Annotated in this window: 24 protein-coding genes and 1 pseudogene; 11 read left to right on the plus strand and 14 right to left on the minus strand. The window is 69.3% G+C overall.

The window, feature by feature from the left end; all coding sequences use genetic code 11:
* Positions 1–1,724, minus strand: a 1,724-nt coding sequence (locus PK606_RS13935) for a PHA/PHB synthase family protein (protein ID WP_324564843.1), incomplete at its 3' end; no start/stop codon positions are given.
* Positions 1,725–2,022: 298 nt separating this feature from the next.
* Here PK606_RS13935 and PK606_RS13940 point away from each other — a divergent pair.
* Positions 2,023–3,465, plus strand: coding sequence for a phenylacetate--CoA ligase family protein (locus PK606_RS13940; protein WP_324564845.1), 1,443 nt, complete (start codon positions 2,023–2,025; stop codon positions 3,463–3,465).
* 1 nt (position 3,466) lies between these two features.
* On the opposite strand, the gene PK606_RS13945 is transcribed toward PK606_RS13940, so the two are convergent.
* Positions 3,467–4,762 carry an MFS transporter gene (locus PK606_RS13945; protein ID WP_324564846.1) on the minus strand — a complete coding sequence of 432 codons (1,296 nt, stop codon included), beginning with the start codon at positions 4,760–4,762 and terminating at the stop codon, positions 3,467–3,469.
* 63 nt (positions 4,763–4,825) lie between these two features.
* Here PK606_RS13945 and PK606_RS13950 point away from each other — a divergent pair, with 63 nt between their 5' ends.
* A complete protein-coding gene (locus PK606_RS13950; RefSeq protein WP_324564847.1) occupies positions 4,826–5,842 on the plus strand; it encodes a LysR family transcriptional regulator in 1,017 nt (338 codons plus the stop codon).
* A 10-nt stretch (positions 5,843–5,852) separates the two neighbouring features.
* The gene (locus tag PK606_RS13955) at positions 5,853–6,245 is read left to right on the plus strand and encodes a copper-binding protein (RefSeq protein WP_324564849.1); all 393 of its coding nucleotides are present in this window, start codon (positions 5,853–5,855) and stop codon (positions 6,243–6,245) included.
* A gap of 53 nt (positions 6,246–6,298) precedes the next feature.
* Here PK606_RS13955 and PK606_RS13960 read toward each other — a convergent pair whose 3' ends face one another.
* Complete coding sequence (locus tag PK606_RS13960) at positions 6,299–6,625, minus strand: thioredoxin family protein (RefSeq protein ID WP_324564850.1); 327 nt, start codon at positions 6,623–6,625, stop codon at positions 6,299–6,301.
* 27 nt (positions 6,626–6,652) lie between these two features.
* Positions 6,653–7,573 (minus strand): LysR family transcriptional regulator, encoded by a 921-nt coding sequence (locus PK606_RS13965; RefSeq protein ID WP_324564851.1) that lies wholly within the window; start codon positions 7,571–7,573, stop codon positions 6,653–6,655.
* A 100-nt stretch (positions 7,574–7,673) separates the two neighbouring features.
* Here PK606_RS13965 and PK606_RS13970 point away from each other — a divergent pair, with 100 nt between their 5' ends.
* The 3 genes from PK606_RS13970 to PK606_RS13980 all read left to right on the plus strand — a co-directional run bounded on the left by PK606_RS13970 (position 7,674) and on the right by PK606_RS13980 (position 10,331).
* The gene (locus PK606_RS13970; protein ID WP_324564853.1) at positions 7,674–8,762 is read left to right on the plus strand and encodes a tartrate dehydrogenase; all 1,089 of its coding nucleotides are present in this window, start codon (positions 7,674–7,676) and stop codon (positions 8,760–8,762) included.
* 50 nt (positions 8,763–8,812) lie between these two features.
* The gene (locus PK606_RS13975) at positions 8,813–9,799 is read left to right on the plus strand and encodes a Bug family tripartite tricarboxylate transporter substrate binding protein (RefSeq protein WP_324564854.1); all 987 of its coding nucleotides are present in this window, start codon (positions 8,813–8,815) and stop codon (positions 9,797–9,799) included.
* 67 nt (positions 9,800–9,866) lie between these two features.
* A complete protein-coding gene (locus PK606_RS13980) occupies positions 9,867–10,331 on the plus strand; it encodes a group III truncated hemoglobin (RefSeq protein WP_324564855.1) in 465 nt (154 codons plus the stop codon).
* On the opposite strand, the gene moeA is transcribed toward PK606_RS13980, so the two are convergent.
* The 4 genes from moeA to moaA form a co-directional block, all read right to left on the minus strand.
* A complete protein-coding gene (gene moeA, locus PK606_RS13985; protein ID WP_324564856.1) occupies positions 10,328–11,635 on the minus strand; it encodes a molybdopterin molybdotransferase MoeA in 1,308 nt (435 codons plus the stop codon). The genes PK606_RS13980 and moeA overlap by 4 nt on opposite strands.
* Positions 11,632–12,153 (minus strand): GNAT family N-acetyltransferase, encoded by a 522-nt coding sequence (locus PK606_RS13990; protein WP_324564858.1) that lies wholly within the window; start codon positions 12,151–12,153, stop codon positions 11,632–11,634. Before PK606_RS13990 ends, moeA begins: the two co-directional genes overlap by 4 nt.
* Before the next feature lie 16 nt (positions 12,154–12,169).
* A complete protein-coding gene (gene mobA, locus PK606_RS13995) occupies positions 12,170–12,817 on the minus strand; it encodes a molybdenum cofactor guanylyltransferase MobA (protein WP_324564859.1) in 648 nt (215 codons plus the stop codon).
* A gap of 98 nt (positions 12,818–12,915) precedes the next feature.
* The gene (gene moaA / locus PK606_RS14000) at positions 12,916–14,055 is read right to left on the minus strand and encodes a GTP 3',8-cyclase MoaA (protein WP_324564861.1); all 1,140 of its coding nucleotides are present in this window, start codon (positions 14,053–14,055) and stop codon (positions 12,916–12,918) included.
* Between the two features lie 205 nt (positions 14,056–14,260).
* Here moaA and PK606_RS14005 point away from each other — a divergent pair, with 205 nt between their 5' ends.
* Positions 14,261–14,656: a TlpA disulfide reductase family protein gene (locus tag PK606_RS14005; RefSeq protein WP_324564862.1), complete on the plus strand. Its 396-nt coding sequence runs from the start codon at positions 14,261–14,263 to the stop codon at positions 14,654–14,656.
* A gap of 214 nt (positions 14,657–14,870) precedes the next feature.
* Here the strand turns inward: PK606_RS14005 and PK606_RS14010 are convergent, their stop codons facing one another.
* The 4 genes from PK606_RS14010 to PK606_RS14025 form a co-directional block, all read right to left on the minus strand.
* Entirely contained in the window at positions 14,871–15,134 is a 264-nt protein-coding gene (locus tag PK606_RS14010; protein ID WP_324564863.1) for a hypothetical protein, read from the minus strand.
* Between the two features lie 48 nt (positions 15,135–15,182).
* Entirely contained in the window at positions 15,183–15,392 is a 210-nt protein-coding gene (locus PK606_RS14015; protein WP_324564864.1) for a hypothetical protein, read from the minus strand.
* Positions 15,393–15,428: 36 nt separating this feature from the next.
* Positions 15,429–17,117, minus strand: coding sequence for an IPTL-CTERM sorting domain-containing protein (locus PK606_RS14020; protein ID WP_324564865.1), 1,689 nt, complete (start codon positions 17,115–17,117; stop codon positions 15,429–15,431).
* 334 nt (positions 17,118–17,451) lie between these two features.
* Positions 17,452–18,213, minus strand: a complete 762-nt coding sequence (locus tag PK606_RS14025; protein WP_324564867.1) for an SDR family oxidoreductase — start codon at positions 18,211–18,213, stop codon at positions 17,452–17,454.
* Positions 18,214–18,362: 149 nt separating this feature from the next.
* Here PK606_RS14025 and PK606_RS14030 point away from each other — a divergent pair, with 149 nt between their 5' ends.
* Entirely contained in the window at positions 18,363–19,058 is a 696-nt protein-coding gene (locus PK606_RS14030) for a DUF937 domain-containing protein (RefSeq protein ID WP_502920849.1), read from the plus strand.
* Between the two features lie 93 nt (positions 19,059–19,151).
* On the opposite strand, the gene PK606_RS14035 is transcribed toward PK606_RS14030, so the two are convergent.
* Positions 19,152–20,165 carry an FAD:protein FMN transferase gene (locus tag PK606_RS14035; RefSeq protein ID WP_324564869.1) on the minus strand — a complete coding sequence of 338 codons (1,014 nt, stop codon included), beginning with the start codon at positions 20,163–20,165 and terminating at the stop codon, positions 19,152–19,154.
* 29 nt (positions 20,166–20,194) lie between these two features.
* The gene (locus PK606_RS14040; RefSeq protein ID WP_324564870.1) at positions 20,195–20,593 is read right to left on the minus strand and encodes a c-type cytochrome; all 399 of its coding nucleotides are present in this window, start codon (positions 20,591–20,593) and stop codon (positions 20,195–20,197) included.
* Here PK606_RS14040 and PK606_RS14045 point away from each other — a divergent pair.
* The 3 genes and pseudogenes from PK606_RS14045 to PK606_RS14055 all read left to right on the plus strand — a co-directional run.
* Positions 20,592–20,744, plus strand: a complete 153-nt coding sequence (locus tag PK606_RS14045; RefSeq protein ID WP_324564872.1) for a hypothetical protein — start codon at positions 20,592–20,594, stop codon at positions 20,742–20,744. The two genes, PK606_RS14040 and PK606_RS14045, sit on opposite strands and share 2 nt — an antisense overlap.
* 44 nt (positions 20,745–20,788) lie before the next feature.
* On the plus strand, positions 20,789–21,157 hold the full coding sequence (locus tag PK606_RS14050; RefSeq protein ID WP_324564873.1) for a hypothetical protein: 369 nt from the start codon (positions 20,789–20,791) through the stop codon (positions 21,155–21,157).
* A 16-nt stretch (positions 21,158–21,173) separates the two neighbouring features.
* A pseudogene (locus PK606_RS14055) lies at positions 21,174–21,652 on the plus strand (TAT-dependent nitrous-oxide reductase); the annotation flags it as partial.

A 21,652-nucleotide genomic window follows, 5' to 3' on the forward strand; every position in this document is an offset into this window, starting at 1 on the left:
GCGGCCAGCCAGGCCTGCCAGGCCGGCCACCACGAGCCCTCGTGCGACTCGGCTGCCTGCAGCCAGTGGTCGGCACCGACCCAGCGCGCGTGGGCTGCGCGGGTGGCGATCCGGTAGCGGCGGTTGCCACGGCCGGGCTCGGCGACGATGCCGCCGTTGTGGCCGCCGCTGGTCAGCACGAAGGTGATCTCGGCGTCGGTCAGGCGGTGCAGCTTGTAGACCGAGCGCCAGGGCGAGACGTGGTCGCGCTCGGTGCTGACCATGAACATCGGCATTTCCAGGTCGTTGAGCGAGACCGAGCGCTCGCCCACCATGTAGCGGGCGTGCGCCAGTGCGTTCTTCAGGTACAGCGCGACCAGGTACTCGTGGTGCATGCGCGCCGGCAGGCGGGTGGTGTCGGCGTTCCAGGCCATCAGGTCGTTGCCTTGGCCACGCTCGCCCATCAGGTATTCGCGCATGCGGCGCGTCCACACCAGGTCGCGTGTGTGCAGGAACTGGAACGAGCCCGCCATCTGCGAGCCCTTCAGATAGCCCTGGCCCTTGGTCAGGTGGTCCAGCAGGTTGACCTGGCTTTCGTCGATGAACAGGCCCAGTTCACCCGGACTGGAGAAGTCGACCTGCGCCGCCAGCAGCGTCAGGCTCAGCAGCTCGGGCAGTTGCTCGTAGCCGGGCACACGCTCGGTGCGCGCCAGCGCGGCGGCGGCGATCGCCAGCAGGGTGCCGCCGAGGCAGTAGCCCATGGCGTGGATGCGGTCGGTGCCGGCGTCGGCACCGACGGCGCCGATGGCGTCGAGCACGCCCAGCTCCAGGTAGTCGTCCATGCTCAGTTCGCGGTCCGACTCGTCGGGGTTGCGCCAGGAGATCATGTACACGGTATGGCCGTGCTCGACCAGGTAGCGCACCAGCGAGTTGTGCGGCGACAGATCGAGGATGTAGAACTTCATGATCCACGAGGGCACGATCAGCAGCGGCTCGGGGTGCACCTGCTCGGTCTGCGGCGCGTAGCGGATCAGCTCGATCAGGTGGTTGCGCAGCACCACCTTGCCGGGCGTGACGGCGACGTTGCCGCCGACCACGAAGCGGCTGGCGTTGGCGATGTCTTCCGGTGTCGGCACGCGGGTGAAGTCGGCCAGCCAGTTGCGCCAGCCGCGCAGCAGCGCCTGGCCGCCGGAGTCGATGGCGTTCTTCAGCACCACCGGGTTGGTGTTCAGCCGGTTGGCCGGCGACATCATGTCCAGGTACTGGCGCGCGAAGAAGCTGACCAGCGCGCCATGGTGTTCGGTCACGCCGGGCACCTTGGCGGCTTCGTTCCAGAACGCCTCGGCATTGTGGAAGCCCGTGCGCCACAGCTTGAACGGCCACTGATCCCATTCCTCGGCGTGGAAGCGCGGATCGTCGTTGTGGTAGCCGTTGGCGTGCGCTGTGCCGTTGTCCAGCCGCAGGGTGTCGGCGGCCAGTTGCGCCGCCAGCGTGGCCAGTTCGAGCTGCCGGCCGGGCGAGGCCGCCAGGTGCCAGGCCCAGTCGGCAAAGGCCAGGCTGAGCGCGATCGGCGACAGGTTGCCCGCCACCGGCGCCACCGCGGTCTGGATCAGCCGGTCGAGCCGCTCGGTCGGGGTTTCGGTGCGAACGGCCGGATCGGCCTTCTCGATCGCGCTGCCGGCTTCGGCCGCGCGACGGCGCGACGCGGTGTCGGTACGGCTGACGGAGCGGTCGTGACGGTCCATGGGCGGCGTGGCTGTGCTGAGGATACAGATCCCGGCATGATGCGCCGGCAGTATGGCAGGGGCGTGACGCCCATCGGCATCGGCGCCGGTCCGTAGCCGCCGGCGCTGGCGAAATTCATTGACGAAGCTCAAGGGATTGCGTGTGTCCGCGGTCAAGATATCCTTCGGATATCGGCCGATCACCGCAGTCGCTGCGGACAGAGGACGGCGCGACAGCAGAAAGCCAGGCAGGCGGCCCCGCCCAAGGCAGTATCTGGGACACGAAAGGAGACAAGGTGCCGTTGCGGATTTTCACAGCATGCCGGCGCACCTTGGCGCGGCGGGGCGGCCGGTCGTGAGCGCCGTGTTCGACGCCTTGCACGTGCAGGCCGCCACGCTCGACGTGATGGCCGCCAGCCATGCCACCCCGCGGCTGCTGATGCAGCGCCAGCAGCAGCGCCTGGTGCGCCTGCTGGAAGTGGCGCGCGACGGCTCGGCGCTGTACCGCGAGCGGCTCGGCAATGGCCGGCTGCGCACCTCCGACCTGTTGCGGGTGGCGCCGGTGACGCGGCGCGAGCTGATGGGCCGCTTCGACGACTGGGTCACCGATCCGGCGCTGCGGCTGGACGAGTTGCGCGAGTTCAGCGCCGACGTGTCGCGCATCGCCGAACCCTGGCTGGGCCGCTACGTGGTGTGGGAGAGCTCGGGCACCAGCGGCGCGCCGGGCATCTTCGTGCAGGACGCGCGGGCGATGGCGGTGTACGACGCGCTCGAGGCCGTGCGCCACCGTGTGCCGGGGCGTGGCGCCAGCAGCTTCTTCGGTGCCATGGCGGCGCTGGGCGCCACCGACCGCACCGCGCTGGTCACCGCCACCGGGGGCCATTTCGCCAGCATCGTCAGCTTCGAGCGGCTGCGCCGCCTAAACCCCTGGCTGGCCCTGTCGGCGCGCGCCTTCAGCCTGCTGCAGGCGCCGGAGGACCTGGTCGAGGCGCTGAACCGGTTCCAGCCGACCATCCTGGCCACCTATCCCACCGCCGCCGCGATGCTGGCCGAGGAGCGCGAGGCCGGCCGCCTGCGCATCCGGCCGCACTGCGTGCTCACGGGCGGCGAGACCCTGAGCGCCGCGGTGCGCGCGCGCATTGCCGACAGCTTCGGCACGCAGGTGCGCAACAGCTACGGCACCTCGGAATTCCTGCCGATCGCCTGGGAATGCGCGCACGGGCACCTGCACGTCAACGAGGACTGGGTGGTGCTGGAGCCGGTCGACGAGCACCATCGCCCGGTGCCGCCCGGCACGCCGTCGCACAGCGTGCTGCTGACCAACCTGGCCAACCTGGTGCAGCCGCTGATCCGCTACGACCTGGGCGACCAGGTCACGCTGCAGCAGGACCGCTGCAGTTGCGGCTCGGCGCTGGTGGTGATGGAGGTGCAGGGACGGCGCGACGACGTGCTGCGCGTGCCGGCACAGCGCCGCGGCCGCATGGTGAGTCTGCTGCCGATGGCGCTGTGCACGGTGGTCGAGGAGGAGGGCGGCCTGTTCGACTTTCAGTTGCAGCAGCGCGGTGCCAGCACCCTGGTGCTGCGGGTACCGCTGCACGGCGCCGAGGCCGATGTCGTGATCGAGCGCTGCCGCGTCGCCCTGCAGCGCTTTGCCCTGCTGCAGGGTGCGGCGCCGATCGAGGTGCTGGGTGAATCCGGCTGCGAAGTGCCACGCGGGCGCAGCGGCAAGTCCTGCCGCATGGCGATCCCGCCCGACTGCTGAATCAGGCGGCCACAGCCGACTGGCGCCGCATGCGCGCCTCGCGGATCGGCAGGTTCAGCACCGCCGCCAGCAGCGCCAGCACGATGTCGGCCCACCACATCCACGTGTAGTCGCCGAAGCGCGTGATCGCCAGGCCGCCGAGCCAGGCGCCGAGAAAGCCGCCGACCTGGTGGCTCAGCAGCGTCAGCCCGAACAGCGTGCCCAGGTAGCGCACGCCGAACAGCTTGCCGACGATGCCGGCTGTCGGCGGCACCGTGGCCAGCCAGGTCAGGCCCAGGCCGATGGCGAACAGGTAGAACACCCAGGGCTCGCGCGGCATCGCCAGGTACCACAGCACCAGCAGCGCGCGACTGGCGTACATCAGCGCCAGGATCATCTTGCTGCGGTACACGCCGACCAGGTGCCCGACCCACAGGCTGCCGACGATGTTGGCCAGGCCGATCAGCGCCAGCGACCAGCTCGCCACCGAGGGCGGCAGCCCGCACAGGTCGACCTCGGTCGGCAGGTGCGTGACCAGGAAGGCGATGTGGAAGCCGCAGGTGAAGAAGCCCGCGTGCAGCAGCAGGTAGCTGCGGTCGCCCATGGCGCCTCGCACGGTGGCGCGCAGGCCGGCGTCGGTGGCCGCCGGTGCGGTGCTGTGTACGCCGTGGCCACGCTGCGCGACGCGGCCGACCAGCGGCAGCGCCAGCAGCGTCATCGCCGCCAGGGAATACAGCGCGCCCATCCAGCCCATCATCTGGATCAGCTTCTGCAGCAGCGGTGCGAACACGAACTGGCCCAGCGAGCCGCCCGCGTTGATCACCCCGGCGGCTGCGCCGCGCGCCTCGGCGCTCATGCGCTGCGCCGCGGCGCCGATCAGCACCGAGAAGCTGCCGGCGCCGGAGCCGATCGCCGACACCAGGCCGATGCTGAACACCAGGCCCCAGGTGCTGCTCATCAGCGGCGTGATGGCGCTGCCGAGCGCCAGCAGCACGATGCCCACCAGCAGCACCGGGCGCGGGCCCCAGCGGTCGGCCGCCGCGCCGGCCAGCGGCTGCACCGCGCCCCAGGCGATCTGCGACACCGCCATGGCGAAGCTGATGGCGGCGATGCCGAGGCCGGTCGAGGTGTTGAGTGGCCCGACGAACAGGCCCAGGGACTGGCGCGCGCCCATGGTCACCATCAGGATGCCGGCCGCCGCCAGTGTGATGCCGAGCGCGTGGCTGCGTCTGAGTGCGTCGAGCATGGGTGGGTGGTCGAGGAGGGCGGTGGAAACGGATTCCGGCAGCACCAGGGTGGCACCGGGAAGCGCGATCATAGGGCTTGTCCGGGAGGACGAATAGCCCATAATCCAGTCGGATATGTCAACGAATCATTGACAATGAATCGCCTGTCCCAGCCCCGGTCGGACCGGCACTCCGGCGCCGCGACCGATATCGGCCTGCGCAGCGCGGCCGACAAGCCGATGCCGTGGCTGCCGGCCTGGCAGGCCTTCGTCAAGGTGGTCGATGCCGGCAGCATGGCCGGCGCCGCGCGGCTGCTGGACTGCACGCGGGCGCAGGTCAGCCGCCAGGTGGCCGAACTGGAATCGGCGTTCGGCGTCCGCCTGTTCGAGCGCAGCACGCGCCGCCTGGCACTGACCCCGGCCGGCCAGGTGTTCCACCAGCATGCGCTGGCGGCGCTGGAGAGCGTCGCCGCCGCCGAGCTGGCGGTCGGCAACCTGGGCGCCGAGCCGCATGGCGTGCTGCGCGTGAGCGCCACCATCACCTTCGGGCGGCTGCACGTGGCGCCGCTGCTGCACCGACTGGCGCTGCGTTATCCGCGCCTGATCTGCGAACTGATCCTGACCGACCAGCTGGTCGATCTGGAGGGCGGCGACATCGACCTGGCGTTGCGCATGACGCGCTCGCCGCCGCAGGACGCCGTGGCGCGCAAGCTCACCACGCTGAGCCGGGGCATCTACGCGGCGCCCGACTACCTGCGCCAGCACGGTGTACCCACCAGCGTGGCGGAACTGGGCCAGCACCAGACGCTCAGCTACCTGATGACCGAAGGCCACCGCTGGCACCTGCTGGGCCCCGATGGTGCGGAGCACTTCCACGCCAGCACGGCGCGCGTGCGCTTCAACAACAACGACTGCCTGCTGGACGCGGCGCTCGGCGGCTGGGGCCTGGCGATCCTGCCGGCCTACTTGGCGGCGCCCTGCGTGGCCGCCGGCCGGCTGCAACGCGTGCTGCCCGAACTCGAGCCCAGCACCCTGTTCGGCACGCACCTGTACGCCTGCTACACGCCCAGCCGGCGCCGCACGCCCAAGGTGCGCGCATTGCTCGAACTGCTGATGGCCGAGTTCGATCCGCTGCCGCCGTGGGAGCGCGGCGTGGTGGAGGGCGGTGAGTGAGAATTTGCGCATGAAGCACGAGCGACGTATCTATGCCTACTGGTGGCGTGGCCTGGTGCTGTTCGCGCTGTGCACGGGCCTGCTGCCATTGCCGGCGGCATCGACAGGCGACCACCACGCCGCACCCGTGGCGCCGCGCGTCTACACCCGCGCGGTGGTGCGCGACCTGCCCAGGGCCGACGATCGGCCGGCGCTGGTGCGGCTCAAGATCGTGCCGCGCGGCCAGCTGCCGTTCACCACCTTGAGCTTCCACGTCGACGATCGGCGCCTGCTGGATGGCCTGGCAGTCGGTGACGAAGTCGGCTTCATCGCCGAGCGGCGAGCCGGCGGCAATACGCTGACCGCCGTACGCAAGGTGGCACCCTGCGTGCGCTTTCAGCACTGCCCGGAGATCACCGACTGAACGGGCGGCCGATCGCGCCGCGCCAGCCGCGCGCTTGAATGCTCCAGTCTGCCTCAGGCCAGCAGTCGCAAGGCGTCGACGATCTGGTCCGTGCCCGAGGGCCGCACCAGCCGCGCCACCTCCCTGCCGTCCTGCAGGAACACCAGCGTCGGCCACAGCTTGACCTTGAAGCTGCGACCGAGCGGCAGGCCGGGGCCGTCCTCGACCTTCACGTGCGGCACCCGCTGGCCGGCCTGTGCGAAGGCGGCCTCGATGTGCGCCTGCGCGCCGAGGCACCAGCCGCACCAGTTGGTGCCGAACTCGAGCAGCAGCGGCCCGGGCGTGGCGTCGACGTCGGCACGGGAAAGGGTTTCGGGGACGAAGCGGGCGGTGTAGGGCATGGCGCGATCTTATGCAAAGCGGCGCACTCACGTCAGGCCTTGTCGTGCGAAAGAGCCGGCCAGGAAATCGACGAAGGCGCGCACGCGGGCCGCGGTCCGTGCCTGCTGCGGGTACACCGCGTAGATGTCGGCATCGGGCGTGTGGAAGCCAGGCAGCACCTGCACCAGCCGTCCGCTGCGCAGGTGCTGGCGGATGTCCCATTCGGCGCGCATCAGGATGCCGTGGCCTTCCAGCGCCCAGTTCACCGCGATGCCGCCGTCGTTGGTCGTCAGGCTGCCGCGGATGCGCACGCTGACCTCGCCGCGGCGTGCATCGGCCAGGCGCCACACGCCGTAGGCCTGTTCGCCCTGGCGGATGCCGATGCAGTTGTGCTGCGCCAGCTCGGCTGGCGACTGCGGCGTGCCGTGCTGCGCCAGGTAGGCTGGCGCCGCGCACAGCAGGCGCCGGTTGGGTGCCAGCCGACGCCCCACCACGCGCGCATCCGGCGGTTCGCCGAAGCGCACGCAGACGTCGTAGGCGTCGTCGGTGAGCGGCGGCGGGCTGACCGAAAGCTGCAGCTGCACGTTCACCTGCGGGTGCTTGCGCACGAAGCGCGACACCAGCGGCGCGACGTGGCTGCGGCCGAATCCGAGCGTGGCGTTGACGCGCAGCAGCCCCTTTGGCGTGGCGCGTGCGCTGCCGAGCTGCTCCTGCAACTCGTCGATGTCGCCCAGGATGCGGCGTGCGTAGTCCAGATACAGCACGCCCTCGGGTGTCAGGCTCATGCGCCGCGTGGTGCGGTTGACCAGCGCCATGCCCAGGCGCGCCTCCATCAGCGCCAGGTGCTTGCTGACCGCCGCCGTGCTGACGCCCAGCTCGCGCGCCGCGGCGCTGAGGCTGCCGGCGCCGGCCAGGGTCGAGAAGAAGCCCAGATCGGCAGGTTGGATGGCGTCGGTGCTGCTGGCCATTGTTGAATGCAGGTTAAGAATGATTTGACTATAGCCGTGCGCACGGCAGCGCGTGCGCGCCTACAGTGCGCTGCATCGTGAACGGATCAGGAGAGCAGCGGTGAAGACCTATCGGATTGCCACCATCCCGGGCGACGGCATCGGCAAGGAAGTGGTGCCGGCCGGCCAACGGGTGCTGGACGTGCTGGCGCACGGCAGCCAGCGCTTCGGCTTCGAGTTCGAGGCCTTCGACTGGGGCGGCGACCACTACCGCCGGCACGGCGTGATGATGCCGGCCGACGGCCTCGACCGGCTGCGCGACAAGGACGCCATCCTGTTCGGTTCGGCGGGTGACCCCGATATCGCCGACCACATCACGTTGTGGGGCCTGCGACTGAAGATCTGCCAGGGGCTCGACCAGTACGCCAATGTGCGTCCGACGCGCATCCTGCCCGGCATTGACGCGCCGCTCAAGCGCTGCCGGCCGCAGGATCTGGACTGGGTCATCGTGCGCGAGAACTCCGAGGGCGAGTATTCCGGCGTCGGCGGCCGCGTGCACCAGGGCCACCCGATCGAGGTCGCGACCGACGTGTCGATGATGACCCGCGCCGGCTGCGAGCGCGTGATCCGCTTCGCCTTCCGGCTGGCCCGGTCGCGCCCGCGCAAGCAGTTGACGGTGATCACCAAGAGCAACGCGCAGCGCCACGCCATGGTGATGTGGGACGAGATCGCCGCCGAGGTGGCGCGCGGGTTTCCCGACGTCAGCTGGGACAAGGAGATCGTCGACGCCGCCACCGCGCGCATGGTGAACCGGCCGGCCAGCCTGGACACCATCGTTGCCACCAACCTGCACGCGGACATCCTGAGCGACCTGGCCGCCGCGCTGGCCGGCAGCCTGGGCATCGCGCCGACCGCCAACCTCGACCCCGAGCGCCGCTACCCGAGCATGTTCGAGCCGATCCACGGCTCGGCCTTCGACATCATGGGCCAGGGGCTGGCCAACCCCATCGGAACCTTCTGGTCGGTGGTGATGATGCTCGAGCACCTGGGCGAAGCCGAGGCCGCGACCCGGCTGATGGCGGCGATCGAGCAGGTCACCGCCGACCCGGCGCTGCACACGCGCGACCTGGGCGGCCAGGCCACCACCGCGCAGGTGACCGACGCCGTCTGCGCGCGGCTGCAGGGCGGCGCGCTGCGCCAGGCGGCGTGAGCGTTGCAGTCCGCCGTTTCTTCACTTCCAAGGACCCACAGGAGACAAGCATGGATCGATCCCTTCGCATGACGCGGCGCCGTGCCGCGCAAACCCTGGCGCTGGCCGGCGTGCTGGCCTGCGGCGGCGCCGTGGCGCAGTCCTGGCCCAGCAAGCCGATCAGCCTGGTGGTGCCGTTCGCCGCCGGTGGCACCACCGACGTGCTGGCGCGTGCCCTCGGCGAGCGCCTGTCGACGGCGCTGGGGCAGCCGGTCATCGTCGAAAGCAAGCCGGGCGCCGGTGCCACCATCGGCGCCGATTTCGTTGCCAAAGCGAAGGCCGATGGCTACACGCTGCTGGTCGGCGCGGTGCACCACACGATTGCCGGCAGCGTCTACAAGAAACTGCCGTACGACTTCCAGAAGGACCTGGCGCCGGTCACCATGATCGCCATGGTGCCCAACGTGCTGGTCGTCAACGCCGCCACGCCGGTGAAGAACCTGAACGAACTGGTCGGCTATATCAAGGCCAACCCCGCCAATGCCAACTACGGCTCCAACGGCAACGGCACGGCGCAGCACCTGATCGGCACGCAGTTCCAGCAGCAGACCGGCGTGCAACTGACCCACGTGCCCTACAAGGGCAGCGGCCCGCTGGCGACCGACCTGCTGGGCGGCCAGATCCTGATGTCCTTCGACACCATCACGCCGGTGCTGCCGCACATCAAGGCCGGCAAGCTGCGGCCGCTGGCGGTGACCACGGCGACGCGCTCGGGTGCGCTGCCGGACGTGCAGACGCTGCAGGAACTTGGCCTGAAGGACTTCAACATCGGCACCTGGTTCGGCGTGCTGGCGCCGGCAGCCACGCCGAAGGACATCGTCGCGCGCCTGAACACCGAGATGGTGAAGATCATCCAGTCGCCCGAGTTCGGCAAGCGCATGGACGAGATCGGCGCCCAGCCGATCGGCAACAGCAGCGAGCAGATGGCGCGCCGCATCGCCGAGGAAACCGAAAAGTTCGCGAAGCTGGTGAAGGAAGCGCAGATCAGCAGCGACTGACGGTGTCGTGCCCGGGCGGGCAGGGCGATGCAGGGTGGGTGGTTAAAGATGCATAATGAATGCATCTATGAATGCCCCTTCGCTGTCACCCGCCCACGCGGCGGCGCAAACCCTGGATCGTGAGTCGCTCACGCTGCTGGTCGATCGCTTCTACGCCAGCGTGCGCGCCGACGAATTGCTGGGGCCGGTGTTCGAGCCGGTGCTGCACGACCGCTGGCCGGCGCACCTGGCGCGCATGGTCGATTTCTGGTGCGCGTCCTGCAAGATCGAGCGCGGCTTTCGCGGCAACGTGTACGACAAGCACATGGTGCTGCCCGACATGGCGCCGGCGCACCTGGCGCGCTGGCTGCAGCTGTGGCGGCAGCACACCGAGGCGCTGTTCGTGCCGGCGGCCGCGGCGCGGCTGCAGGCTGTCGCCGTCGGCGTGGCGCGCGTGATGCACCTGGGCTGGTTCGGCGAACTGCCTTCGCGCGAGGAGCTGGAACGACTGGTCGCGCGGCACATCGAGCAGGCGGCCGCTGAGGCTGCCTAGCCGAGCACGCCCTCGAACATCAGCACGTCGACCTCCTCACCCGCTGCCACATCGCCCTGTTCGTGCGCCAGCACGATCAGTCCGTTGGCGCGCCCCATCGACGACAGCACGCCGGCGCCCTGGTTGCCGGTGCTGCGCACGGTGAGCCGGCCATCGGCGTGGCGAGTCACGATGCCGCGCTGGTATTCGGTGCGGCCGGGCTTCTTGCGCATCGGCTCCTCGCTGGCGGCGCGCAACGGGATGTCGGGCTCGGGCCGCAGGCCCATCATGCGCCGCAGGGCCGGGCGCACGAAGGCCAGGAAGGTGATCATCACCGCCACCGGATTGCCCGGCAGGCCGAACAGCACGGCGCGGTGGTCGCTGCCGGATGCGGCACCGGGGGCGCCGCCGGCGATGTGGCCGACCGCCATCGGCCGTCCGGGCCGGATGGCGACGCGCCAGAACGCCACGTCGCCCAGCTGCCGCATCATCGCCTTGGTGTAGTCGGCCTCGCCGACGCTGACGCCGCCGCTGGTGATGACGACATCGGCGCGCGCGGCGGCATCGCGAAAGGCGGCTTCCAGCAGCGTAGGTTCGTCGCGCACCACGCCGAGGTCGATCATGTCGATGCCCATGCGCTCGAGCAGCCCGAACAGGGTGTAGCGGTTGCTGTCGTACACCGCGCCCTCGCGCGGCGGCTCGCCCAGGCTCAGGATCTCGTCGCCGGTGGAGAAGTAAGCGACGCGCAGGCGCCGCCACACCGGCACCTCGGCGATCCCCAGGCTGGCCAGCAGGCCCAGCGCGGCGGGCTTCAGGCGCTGGCCTCGCTGCAGCGCCGGCTGGCCGGCCATCAGATCCTCGCCCAGCTTGCGGCGGTGCTCGCCCGGCTGCACTGCGCCGGCCGGCACCGTCACGGTGTTGCCGTCGACGCGGGTGAATTCCTGCGGCACCACGGTGTCCAGCCCTGCGGGCATGACGGCGCCGGTCATGATCTTCACGCACTCACCGGCTTGCACGGTGCCGCGCCAGGCGGCGCCGGCCAGGGCGGTGCCGACGATCTTCAATGCCAGCGGCTGGCTGGCCAGTAGCTGCGCGCCATCGAAGGCGAAGCCGTCCATGGCCGAGTTGTCGTGCGGCGGCACGCTGATCGGTGAGATCACGTCCTCGGCCAGCACGCGGCCCAGGGCGTCGAACAGGCCCACGCGCTCGATCTCCGTGACGGGTTCGACCAGGCGTTCCAGGAAGGCGTGCACCGTGGCCGCCGGCAGGAAGGCCTGCGGGTCGTAGCCCCCCAGCTCGGCGGTGATTTCCGCGATGCTTCTCACAGCAGCTTGAGCATCAGCGCCTTGTCGTGGTATTGGCCATCGACCTTGATGGCGCGCGGCTGCAGGCCGTAGCGCTCGAAGCCGGCGTGCTCGTACAGACCGACCGCGTGCGCGTTGCTGGCGGTGACGCTGAGCACCACCTGCTCCAGTCCCGGCAGCTTGCGTACCAGCTTGTCGAATTCGGTGAGCAGCGCCTTGCCGATGCCGCGCTTGCGCATCTCGGGCACGATGATCATGCCGACCAGGGCGGCCTCGTGGCGTTTCTTGAGCTGCGACTCGCGTTCGCACACCACCGCGCCCAGCATGGCGCCGCTGGCGTCGAAGGCGCCCAGGATGAAGTGGTCGTCGGGCGGCTGTCCCAGGCGGGTGGCGTAGGTGGCCGGCGGCAGCGCGCTGGCGGTGTCGAAGTCGGAGGTGAAGGCTTCCGGGTCGTGTTGCAGGCCGACGTCGCGCAGCGCCTTGTAGGCGGGCAGGTCGGTGTCGGTCAGCAGGCGGATGGTGACATCGGTCGTCGGCATGGCAGGTCTCCTGTCGTCATTGTTGTTCGAGCGCGCGCAACTCGGCCAGCGTGTTGGCGTTGGCGAAGGCGTGCGGGTCGTCGTCGGGCCGGTCGAAGGGCACGACCACCTGGCGGTGCTGCGCGGTCCAGGCGTCGATCTTGCGGCCACCGCCCTCGGTGAACCGGCGCAGGCTGCCCAGCAGGCCGGCGCGCAGCAGGCAGAACACCGGCTGCGTGCGCAGCCGGGCCTGGCCTTGCGCGTCGGCCTCGGGCGCGGCCACCATGGCGATCTCGGCATCCTGCTCGTGCAGCGCGCGAGCCAGGCGCGCGCACAGGTCGAGCGGGAAGTTCGGCACGTCGCAGGGCAGGGTCAGCAGCAGCGGCGTGTCGCAATGCGCCAGCCCGGCCAGGAAGCCCGCCAGCGGGCCGGCGTAGTCGGGCAGCACGTCCGGCCAGACCGGCGCGCCGAGTGCCTGGTAGGCGGCGAGGTTGCGGTTGGCGTTGATCATCAGCGCGGCCGGCGGCAGGCTCTGCTGGCGCAGGCGCTGCAGCGCGCGCTGCGCCAGCGGCTGGCCCTGGAACGGCTGCAGGCCCTTGTCGATGCCGCCCATGCGCGAGCCGCGCCCGCCGGCCAGCAGCACGGCGCTGATGGCGGCGGACGGATCGGGTGCGCGTGCGGACATGAAGTGGTTATACCCGCTTCCTCGGGCCGCACCGATGGGTGTTGTCACGGACTGGCTGGCAGCGGTCCGCGTGCGCGGCGCGTGGCGCCGGCTGCGTGTCAACCGCCGATGAAGCTCATCTCGACCCGCCGCGCGCCCCCGGCCTGGTCGTCCGGCGGCAGGCTGGCGCGCAGTTCGCTGTAGCGGTCGCTGCGGCCGGCCCAGATGGCGGCTATCGCACCGGTGATCTGCTCGTCGCTGGCGCCGCCGCGCAGCAGTGCGCGCAGGTCGTAGCCCTGGCCGGCGAACAGGCACAGGTAGACCTGGCCTTCGGTCGACAGGCGCGCGCGGTTGCAGTCGCCGCAGAAGGCGCGCGTCACGCTGCTGATCAGGCCGATCTCGCCAAGCTGCGGGTCGTGCGCGCCATCGGCGCCGGCATAGCCCCAGCGCTCGGCGGTTTCGCCGGCAGCCGTGTGCGCCAGCGGCACCAGCGGAAATTCGGCCTGCAGCAGCTTCAGCACTTCGGATGACGGCAGCACCTGCTCCATGCGCCAGCGGTTGGTGGCGCCCACGTCCATGAACTCGATGAAGCGCAGCGCAATGCCGGTGCCGCGGAAATGCCGCGCCATCGGCAGGATCTCATGCTCGTTGGTGCCGCGCTTGACCACCATGTTGACCTTGATCGGCGCCAGCCCGGCCGCGCGCGCCGCCTCGATGCCGGCCAGTACCTCGCCGACCGGAAAGCCGACGTCGTTCATGCGCTGGAACACCTCATCGTCGAGGCCGTCGAGGCTCACGGTCACCCGGCTCAGGCCGGCCGCCTTGAGCGCCTTCGCCTTGCGCGCCAGCAGCGCGCCGTTGGTGGTGAGCGTGATGTCCAGCGGCTCGCCTTCCAGCGTGCGCACGCCCGCCAGTTGCTCGATCAGCTGCTCGACATTCTTGCGCAGCAGCGGCTCGCCGCCGGTCAGGCGCAGCTTGTGCACGCCCAGTGCGGCAAACAGGCGCGCCAGCCGGGTGATCTCCTCGAAGCTCAGCAACTCGGCATGCGGCAGGTACTGGTAGCTGCTGCCGAACACTTCCTTCGGCATGCAGTAGGTGCAGCGGAAGTTGCAGCGGTCGGTGATGCTGATGCGCAGATCGCGCAGCGGCCGACCGCGCAGGTCGCGCAAGCTGCCCGCTGCCGGCAACGACTCCAGCGGTGCCGGTGCCGCCAGGCCCTTGTGGCGCGAATTGACGATCGGAATGACGGGTTCACCCATGCGGCAAATTATCAGCCAACAGCACGCACTTGATGCAAGCAGGGACTTGGGGCGCTACCATGCGCTGATCATCGTTGCTTGAACGGCCCTCATCATGCCCCTGTCGCGTCGCCTGGTCCTCGCAGGCAGTGCCTCCGTCGTCCTGGGTGCTCGACCTTCGCTGGCGCAAACCGGCCAAGGCGCATTCCCGCGGCCCGGCGATGCCATGCCGCTGGTGGCGGTGCCGCTGCTCGACGGCGGCCGTTTCGACCCGCGCCAGGCCGAGGGCCGTGCACTCATCGTCTACTGGTGGGCCAGTTGGTGCCCGTTCTGCGCCCAGCAAAGCCCCGAGATGCAGAAGCTGTGGGCTTCGCAACGCGCGCGCGGCCTGCAGATGCTGACGCTCTCGATCGACAAGCAGCCCGAGGATGCGCTGGCCTACCTGAAGCAGCGCGGCTACAGCTTTCCCGCTGCCTGGATGAGCCCCGAGGTGGCGCGCGCCTACCCCAAGCCCGACGGCCTGCCGGTGACGGTGGTACGCGGCAAGGACGGGCGCGTGGCACAGGCCGAGAAGGGCCAGCTGTTCGCCGAGGACGTGGCGGAACTGGCGCGCTGGCTGTAGCGCCCACCGCGCAGGCGCCGGCCGGTCGCTGGGCGGATTGGCAGCCTGAACAGGAGCGCCGGTGGATACCCCCTTGCTGCGAGGCACCCACCGGCTCGTGCGGCGCTGTCGCGTCAGTCCGTCGAACGCGGCGGCGGCGCTTGCGGGCCGTGCCCCGGCAGACCCAGCGACACGTCGCTCGACCGGCACAGGTTCTGGAAGGCATTCAGGTGCCTCATGCAGACACACCGCCGTCGCGGACGATGGCGTTGTTGCGCCCCGGCAAACCGATCCCGCCTTCACCCAGGGACTGGTTGTCCAGCATGACCGTGGTGTTGGCTGTCTGGAACACGCTGTCCGGCATGGCGGCGATGGCGGTACCTGCGCTCAGCAGGGCCAGGCACGCGCCGGCGATCAGGCTTCGTGCCCGCGACACGGAAAAAATGACTGCTTTTGGACTGTTTGCTTCGTTGCAACCCCCGGGAAAAACGTGGTCCATCCGGCGGTGCTGGCAAGCGCAGGCGGGATTCCTGTTCTCCGCTCCAGTTCACGAGATCGGCCTCGCGCGCGCCTGATGCAACTGCAATGCGGAATCCCACAACAAGGTAAAGCCCTTCAACTCCAAGCCAGATGTTGCTGGAAAGCCACGAACAACCTGGTGCACGGCGGCCACCGTAGAGCAATGCAGCCGTGCCGCGCCGACCGTGCTGACAACAAAAAAGCCGGTGAGTGCCCCAACAGCTTGCAGGGCACTCACCGGCGCGTGCGGCGCTACCGCCGCGGCGTCAGTGCATCAGTCCCGGCGGCGGCGCAGGCTGCGCGCGCCCCAGCCGGCCATCAGCAGGCCAAGCAGGCCGAGCGAGACTTCGCCCAGGGTCGGGATCGGCGCCACGGCCATCGGAGCGCCAGGGGTGCGCAGGGTGTCGGTGGCGTTGGCAGCGGCGGGAATGCCCTGGTCGTTGTCCAGGCCACCGTCTCCGGTTTCAGGATCCTTGTAGATGGTGTTGAGGAAACTGCCGACCTGGGTGGGCTTCACCGTCACCGTGGTGGTGCAACTGGCGCCGGCGGCGAGCTTGAAGCCGGCTACAGTGAACGAGTTGGTGGTGCTGCTCAGCGTGCCGCCGCACTTGTTGCTATCGCCCGCGCCCTCGGTGGACACCATTTCCACGCCGACGGGCAGGTTGTCGGTGTAGCTGATGTTGGTGTACTCGGGCATGACTTCGGGCGCGGGCGAGCAGGGTACTGGCGGCGCCGTCACGGTGACCGTGAGCTTGCTTTCGCCATTGACGGCGACGACGTTCTGCTCGAAGTCCTTCACGATGGTCATGGTAGGTGTCGTACCCGGCACCGCGTCGGTCACCATCACCCAGTTGCCGCAGATGTCTTTGGTCGAGAAGTAGCTCTTGTAGTTGCCGCCGCCCAGCGGCACGACTTCCGGGTTGCTGAAGTTGCCGGTGTTCGGGAAGCCGTCGACGGTGACCTTGCTGCCGTCAGTGAACAAGGCTTGTGGTTGACCCCACGCCGTGCCGCTGGCGTCGGTGGATTCGACGCGCCAGAGTTGCTTTTGCGCGCGTGAACCAGCTAATGCGTACAGGGAGTAATAGGTCTGCAGCTTGTTGCCATCGAGCAGCGTGCGCCCGTAGTTGTGGACGTATGCCTTATCCGTGCACGCGGCTTCTTTGTAATGGCACCAGCCGGTGCCGTCGTACAACTGAGGCGCCACATCGGGCTGATCGCCTGGCGGCAGGGTCACCGGCAGGCTTTGAGTGGCGCCACCTTCCAGTCGATAGCGGCCGAGTCCGTGCGTGAAGTCATTGCGGGTATAGATGAAGTCGTACCCGTCATAGGGAACGATACCGAAGGTTCCGGCGTGCTGGGTTCCTGGTGGTCGCTTCGGGTTCGTGGTGTCACGTACGGGCAGCGGTCCGATCTGGGACGGCGTGAGGTTGCCGGGGTCGTTGCCGAGATTCCACAGTGCCGTGTTGTAGTAGTAATCGCCGCCACCGCTGTTGAGGTTCCAGATCGCCATGATCCAGTTGTCGCCGACCTTCTGCAGCCGGGGATAGCCGAGGAAAGGCTCAGTCGTGGCATCGTTGTCCAGTTGCCCGTTAAACTCTTCCCACCACGGCGGCGTAGTATCCGGCTGGAACTTGCCGACAAAGGTGAAGTTCACGCCATCGGTGGATGTCGCCAAGCTCAGATCACGCAAGGAGCCTGAAGCGCCGCCCTTGTACCAGAGGTAGTAAGTGCCGTTGTCGAACACCACCGTGTTCTGCAACTGCTGATCCTGATCCTGCGAGCCCAGGCCGGTCAGGGGCACGCCGTTCACCTTGACGGTGGTGGTCGCGGTCGGAAAGCTGGTCGGCGCGGCGGCCAGGACGGCGCTGGTGCCCAGCAGGGCCAGGCAGGCGCCGGCGATCAGCGAGCGGGTCAGGTATTGGAGGCGTGGCTGCTGAACGCGGCCTTCGTGCATCTTGCGCATGTGGGAATCCCTTGTCGGTCCATCAATACAGGCTGCCCCAGGCGATAAGCCCGTGCAACCTCCCTGTCTCCCGCTGCGGAAGACCTTGGAAGCTATATCTGTGTCAAGTTGCGATTTCGTGTAAATCTGACGCGTATTCGTGGTTAGTTGTCTTCATGGCGGATATTGTGATGGGGGTGTTCCGAAACGTCTCCGGGTCGAGGTGACGTACTTGCGTTTTTCATCGTGCACGCACGGCTTCGAGATCGGATTAATGGTTCGCACCGTATGTTCCGGCGCGATGATGAGAGCGCTGTATCGATGGATTCCGACGCGAGAAACAGCGTCAGCGGCGCTAGACGCAGCGTGCCCCATCGACCTCGATGCACACGCCGCTGATGAAGGCAGCCTCGTCGCTGGCCAGATACAGGGCGGCATTGGCGACGTCGAGCGCGGTGGAGAAGCGCCCGAGCGGGATGGTGGCCAGGAACCTGGCGCGCCGGGTTTCATCGACCGGGCCGCCGGCGAATTCGGCCGACAGGCCGGTGTCGGGGTTGAACACCGGGTTGATGCAGTTGACGCGGATGTTGTCGGGGCCGAGCTCGGCCGCCATCGACTTGCTGGTGGTGATGACCGCGCCCTTGCTGCCGTTGTACCAGGTCAGGCCGGGCCGGGGCCGGATGCCGGCGGTGGATGCGATGTTGATGAAGCTGCCGCGGCCGGCGGCGCGCATCACCGGCACGGCGTGAATGGCGCTCCAGTAGATGCTCTTCATGTTGACTGCGTAGACCTTGTCGAACTCGGTCTCACCCACCTCCAGCAGCGGGCGGTTGCGGTGCGTCCAGCCGGCGTTGTTGACCACCACGTCGAGCTTGCCGCCGAATTCCTGCGCGGCGACGACGAGGCGCTGCCAGTCGTCGCCGCGCGTCACGTCGGCGGCGACAAAGCGCGCCCGGCCGCCTGCGGCCTGGATGTCGACCGTGACCTGCTCGCCCAGGGCCGGATTGATGTCGCCCACGATGACGGCGGCGCCTTCGGCGGCCAGGCGACGGGCAATGCCCTCGCCGATGCCGCCGCCAGCGCCGGTGACGATGATGGATTTGTCTTGTACGCGCATGGGGTGGCTCCTCGTGATGGAATCGACGTTGGATGCAGTTTAGTGGCGCGGCGCGCGGCACCGTCACGACGAGGCATGGCAAAGCGGACTAGGATGCATGGTTCGGACACGCGCTCCGCGTCCACCATTCACATCACCGCAGGAAGGACATTCCCATGAACGGCTCCCTCATCGACGACCTGCTCGGCCAGCTGCAAGGCGCGCCGGCCGGACAGATTGCCCAGCAGCTCGGCACCGACCCGCGCACGGCGCAGGACGCCATTGCCGCCGCGTTGCCGATGATCGTCGGCGCGCTCGGCCGCAACACCCAGCAGCCGGGCGGCGCGGCCGACCTGTTCGGCGCGCTGCAGCGCGACCACGGCGGCGCCGGCGCGATGGATCTGGGCAGCCTGCTCGGCGGCCTGCTGGGCGGTGGCGGCGGCCGTGCCGCACCGGGCGGCATGGGCGGGCTGGGCGACCTGCTGGGCAGCGTGCTCGGCGGCGGCGCGCCGGCCAGCCGGCAACTCGATGCCGGTGGCATCCTGGGCCATATCTTCGGCGGCGCCCAGCCGCGTGCCGAACAGGGGCTGGGTCAGGCCACCGGCCTGAACAGCGGGCAGGCCGGCCAGCTGCTGAAGATCCTGGCGCCGATCGTGATGGCCTTTCTGGCGCGGCAGGTCAGCGCCCGCAACATGGATGCGGGCGGCCTGGGGCAGACGCTGGGCCAGGAGCGCGCCCGGGTGCAGGACCAGGGCGGCCTGGGCGGTGGCCTGCTGAACGCGGTGCTGGACCAGGACGGCGACGGCAAGGTCGATTTGTCCGACCTGCTGCGCATGGGCGGCAGCCTGCTGGGCGGCCGGCGCTGAAGCCCCGCTGAGCCGGTCGTTGTCGGCCGGCTCGCACGGCCGCCTGCCGATGCATCGCGCACGCACGATGCGTGCGATGTGATCGTCCGATGCTCAGGCGGCCAGTTTCCTGGCCATGCCGTCAGAGTGCCAGAGCGTCTGGTCGCCGGCGGCCATCAAGCCCTCGACGCCTGAGTGCCGGCCGAGCAGGGCGCGCCCGCGCTCGAGTCCCATCACCATCAGCGCGGCGCCGAGGCCGTTGACCTGCTCGACGCTGTCGGCCAGCAGGCTGACGCCGTGCGTGCCGCGCGTGGGCCGGCCGGTGCGCGGATCGAGGATGTGGTGCATCTTCTGGCCGTCGACCAGGAAAAAGCGTTCGTAATCGCCCGACGACGCCACCACCGCTTGCCCCGACAGCGCCAGCGTGCCGATCAGGCGCTCGGGCGCGCGCGGGTCGCGCAGGCCGACCTTCCAGGGCCGGCCCTGCACTGTGCCGGAGACCAGCACGTCGCCGCCGCCATTGACCAGGGCGTTGCGGATGCCGTGCTGTTTGAGCACGTTCAGGCCGGCGTCCAGGATCGGCAGCTTGGCGATGCCGCCCAGATCCAGCGCCATGCCGGTGCGGCGCAGGCTGACCGTGCGGGCGCGCCGATCCAGCACCAGATCGCCATCGCCAATCAGGCGGCGCTGCTGCTCGAGTTCGCTTGCATCGGGAAGGCGGCCCGGCTGGCCGTCGAAGCGCCAGGCCTTCATGGCGCCGACGGTGGCGTCGAAGGCGCCCTCGCTGAGGGCCGAGATGCGCTTGGCGTCGCTCAGCACCCGCATCGCTTCCTCGGGTGCGCGTATCGCCTGCTCACCGGCTGCGGCATTGATGCGGCTGACGATGCTGTGCGGCTGATAGTGGCTCAGCATGGCTTCCAGCCGGGCCATCTCGGCCCAGGCGGCGGTGCTGGCCTCGGCCCAGAGCGCGTCGTCGGCGATGTCGGCCACCAGGTCGATGCGCGTGCCCAGCATGGCGCGCGACTGCCGGCGTGGCGCTGCGGCCGGCGTGCTGCTGCCGTGTGCCCAGCGCGTCAGGCCGAGCAGGGGGATGGCCAAGACCAGCTGGCGGCGGGGAAGGCGGTGCATGGTGCGGACCTGGTGGGTGGGGACTCCGGTCAGATCGACTGATCGGCCATGAAGTCGACCGAGGCCTTGACCTCGTCGTCGGTCAGGGCGGCATTGCCGCCACGCGCGGGCATCTGGCCCTTCGAGCCGGTGTAGCCTTCGATGGCGTGCTTGTACAGCGTGTCCTTGCCCTGGGCGATGCGGGGCGCCCAGTCAGCCTTGTCACCGGGCTTGGGTGCACCGGCGACACCGGCGGCATGGCAGAGGGCGCAGGTCTTGCCGTAGACGCTCTTGCCCAGATCGTTGGCGGCGGTGGGCGCGGGCGCGGGTGCCGCGGCCGGAGCGGGCGCCGGAGCCGGTGCCGGCGCGGGGGTGGATTCCTTCTGGCCGCAGGCCGTCAGCAGGGCGAGCGCCACGGTGGTGGCAAGCAGGAGTTTCTTGTGGGGCATGAGTCTCAACGATCCAGTCAGTGGGTACAAGAGCGATCCCGCCGATGCGGCGGGCCACCATGAAGGCAGCATGCAAACCCGTGTGCCGGGCGGTGAACTGCGCGAACATGATGGGTCGGATGATCGCATTGCTGGTGAAGTGAAAGTATGACCAAAATCAATTAGTACTTATGCTAGTACCACTACATTCGCGCCATGGCTTCGTTGGGACCTTGGCTCGACCACCGCGTGCGATGGGTCGTCACGGCATGGTTCCTGCTGTCGATGCTGGCCTCGGTGGCGTCTCCGCTGGTTCATCCGCAGCGCATCGAACTGATCTGCTCCAGCACCGGCATGGTGCGTCTGATGGTGTCGGCCGATGATGGTCTGGTCGAGCTTGGCGCGACCGCGCTCGATTGCCCCTTGTGCGTCCCTTTCAGCGCGCCTCCAAGTGCCGCGGCGCTGAAGTTGCCGCCCGTGTGGCCGCACGCCACTCCTGTTGTCGTTTTTCGTACCGCGCTTCCGTTGGCGGCCACTGTGGTGTTGCCGCCGGCAACGGGGCCACCCTCACTCTTGATTTCTTAACCCGGAGGTAACAAGCATGAACCAGGACAAAGAGGAACTCACCACGTCGGTTGAAATGGGGCGTCGACGCTTCGTCGGCAGCGCCGCACTGGTCGGTCTGACGGCCGGCGTGGCGGCCTGTACCGAGAAGCCCGCGACGGCACCGGCTCCGGCGCCCGCTTCCGCGGCGGCACCGGCCGCTGCCGCCGCGCCGGCAGGCGGGCAGACGCACCTCAAGCCGGGCGAGCTCGATTCCTACTACGGCATCTGGAGCGGCGGCCATACCGGCGACATGCGCATCCTGGGCTTTCCCTCCGGCCGCGAGATCCATCGCGTGCCCTGCTTCGTGCCCGACGCGCTCGTCGGCTGGGGCCAGACCAACGAATCGAAGGCCATCATGGGCACCAAGCCCGACGGCTCGCTGCGCTACACGGTGGGCGACACGCACCACACCCACGCCTCCTACACCGACGGCGACTACGACGGCAAGTACGCCTGGATCAACGACAAGATCAA

Origin of the sequence: Ottowia sp., assembly GCF_035444425.1 — a bacterium.
In the GTDB taxonomy this organism is placed as follows: domain Bacteria; phylum Pseudomonadota; class Gammaproteobacteria; order Burkholderiales; family Burkholderiaceae_C; genus Ottowia.

Coding starts and splice junctions, on each gene's coding strand:
- PK606_RS14035 (WP_324564869.1), bottom strand. CDS start 20,165: ATGCACCGCCTTCCCCGCCGCCAGCTGGTCTTGGCCATCCCCCTGCTC.
- PK606_RS13955 (WP_324564849.1), top strand. CDS start 5,853: ATGAAGCACGAGCGACGTATCTATGCCTACTGGTGGCGTGGCCTGGTG.
- PK606_RS13945 (WP_324564846.1), bottom strand. CDS start 4,762: ATGATCGCGCTTCCCGGTGCCACCCTGGTGCTGCCGGAATCCGTTTCC.
- PK606_RS14050 (WP_324564873.1), top strand. CDS start 20,789: ATGGCTTCGTTGGGACCTTGGCTCGACCACCGCGTGCGATGGGTCGTC.
- moaA (WP_324564861.1), bottom strand. CDS start 14,055: ATGGGTGAACCCGTCATTCCGATCGTCAATTCGCGCCACAAGGGCCTG.
- PK606_RS14020 (WP_324564865.1), bottom strand. CDS start 17,117: ATGCGCAAGATGCACGAAGGCCGCGTTCAGCAGCCACGCCTCCAATAC.
- PK606_RS13975 (WP_324564854.1), top strand. CDS start 8,813: ATGGATCGATCCCTTCGCATGACGCGGCGCCGTGCCGCGCAAACCCTG.
- PK606_RS13940 (WP_324564845.1), top strand. CDS start 2,023: ATGCCGGCGCACCTTGGCGCGGCGGGGCGGCCGGTCGTGAGCGCCGTG.
- PK606_RS14040 (WP_324564870.1), bottom strand. CDS start 20,593: ATGCCCCACAAGAAACTCCTGCTTGCCACCACCGTGGCGCTCGCCCTG.
- PK606_RS13960 (WP_324564850.1), bottom strand. CDS start 6,625: ATGCCCTACACCGCCCGCTTCGTCCCCGAAACCCTTTCCCGTGCCGAC.
- PK606_RS14025 (WP_324564867.1), bottom strand. CDS start 18,213: ATGCGCGTACAAGACAAATCCATCATCGTCACCGGCGCTGGCGGCGGC.
- mobA (WP_324564859.1), bottom strand. CDS start 12,817: ATGTCCGCACGCGCACCCGATCCGTCCGCCGCCATCAGCGCCGTGCTG.
- PK606_RS14005 (WP_324564862.1), top strand. CDS start 14,261: ATGCCGCTGGTGGCGGTGCCGCTGCTCGACGGCGGCCGTTTCGACCCG.
- PK606_RS14045 (WP_324564872.1), top strand. CDS start 20,592: ATGAGTCTCAACGATCCAGTCAGTGGGTACAAGAGCGATCCCGCCGAT.
- PK606_RS13950 (WP_324564847.1), top strand. CDS start 4,826: ATGAATCGCCTGTCCCAGCCCCGGTCGGACCGGCACTCCGGCGCCGCG.
- PK606_RS14010 (WP_324564863.1), bottom strand. CDS start 15,134: ATGGACCACGTTTTTCCCGGGGGTTGCAACGAAGCAAACAGTCCAAAA.
- PK606_RS13980 (WP_324564855.1), top strand. CDS start 9,867: ATGAATGCCCCTTCGCTGTCACCCGCCCACGCGGCGGCGCAAACCCTG.
- PK606_RS13965 (WP_324564851.1), bottom strand. CDS start 7,573: ATGGCCAGCAGCACCGACGCCATCCAACCTGCCGATCTGGGCTTCTTC.
- PK606_RS13990 (WP_324564858.1), bottom strand. CDS start 12,153: ATGCCGACGACCGATGTCACCATCCGCCTGCTGACCGACACCGACCTG.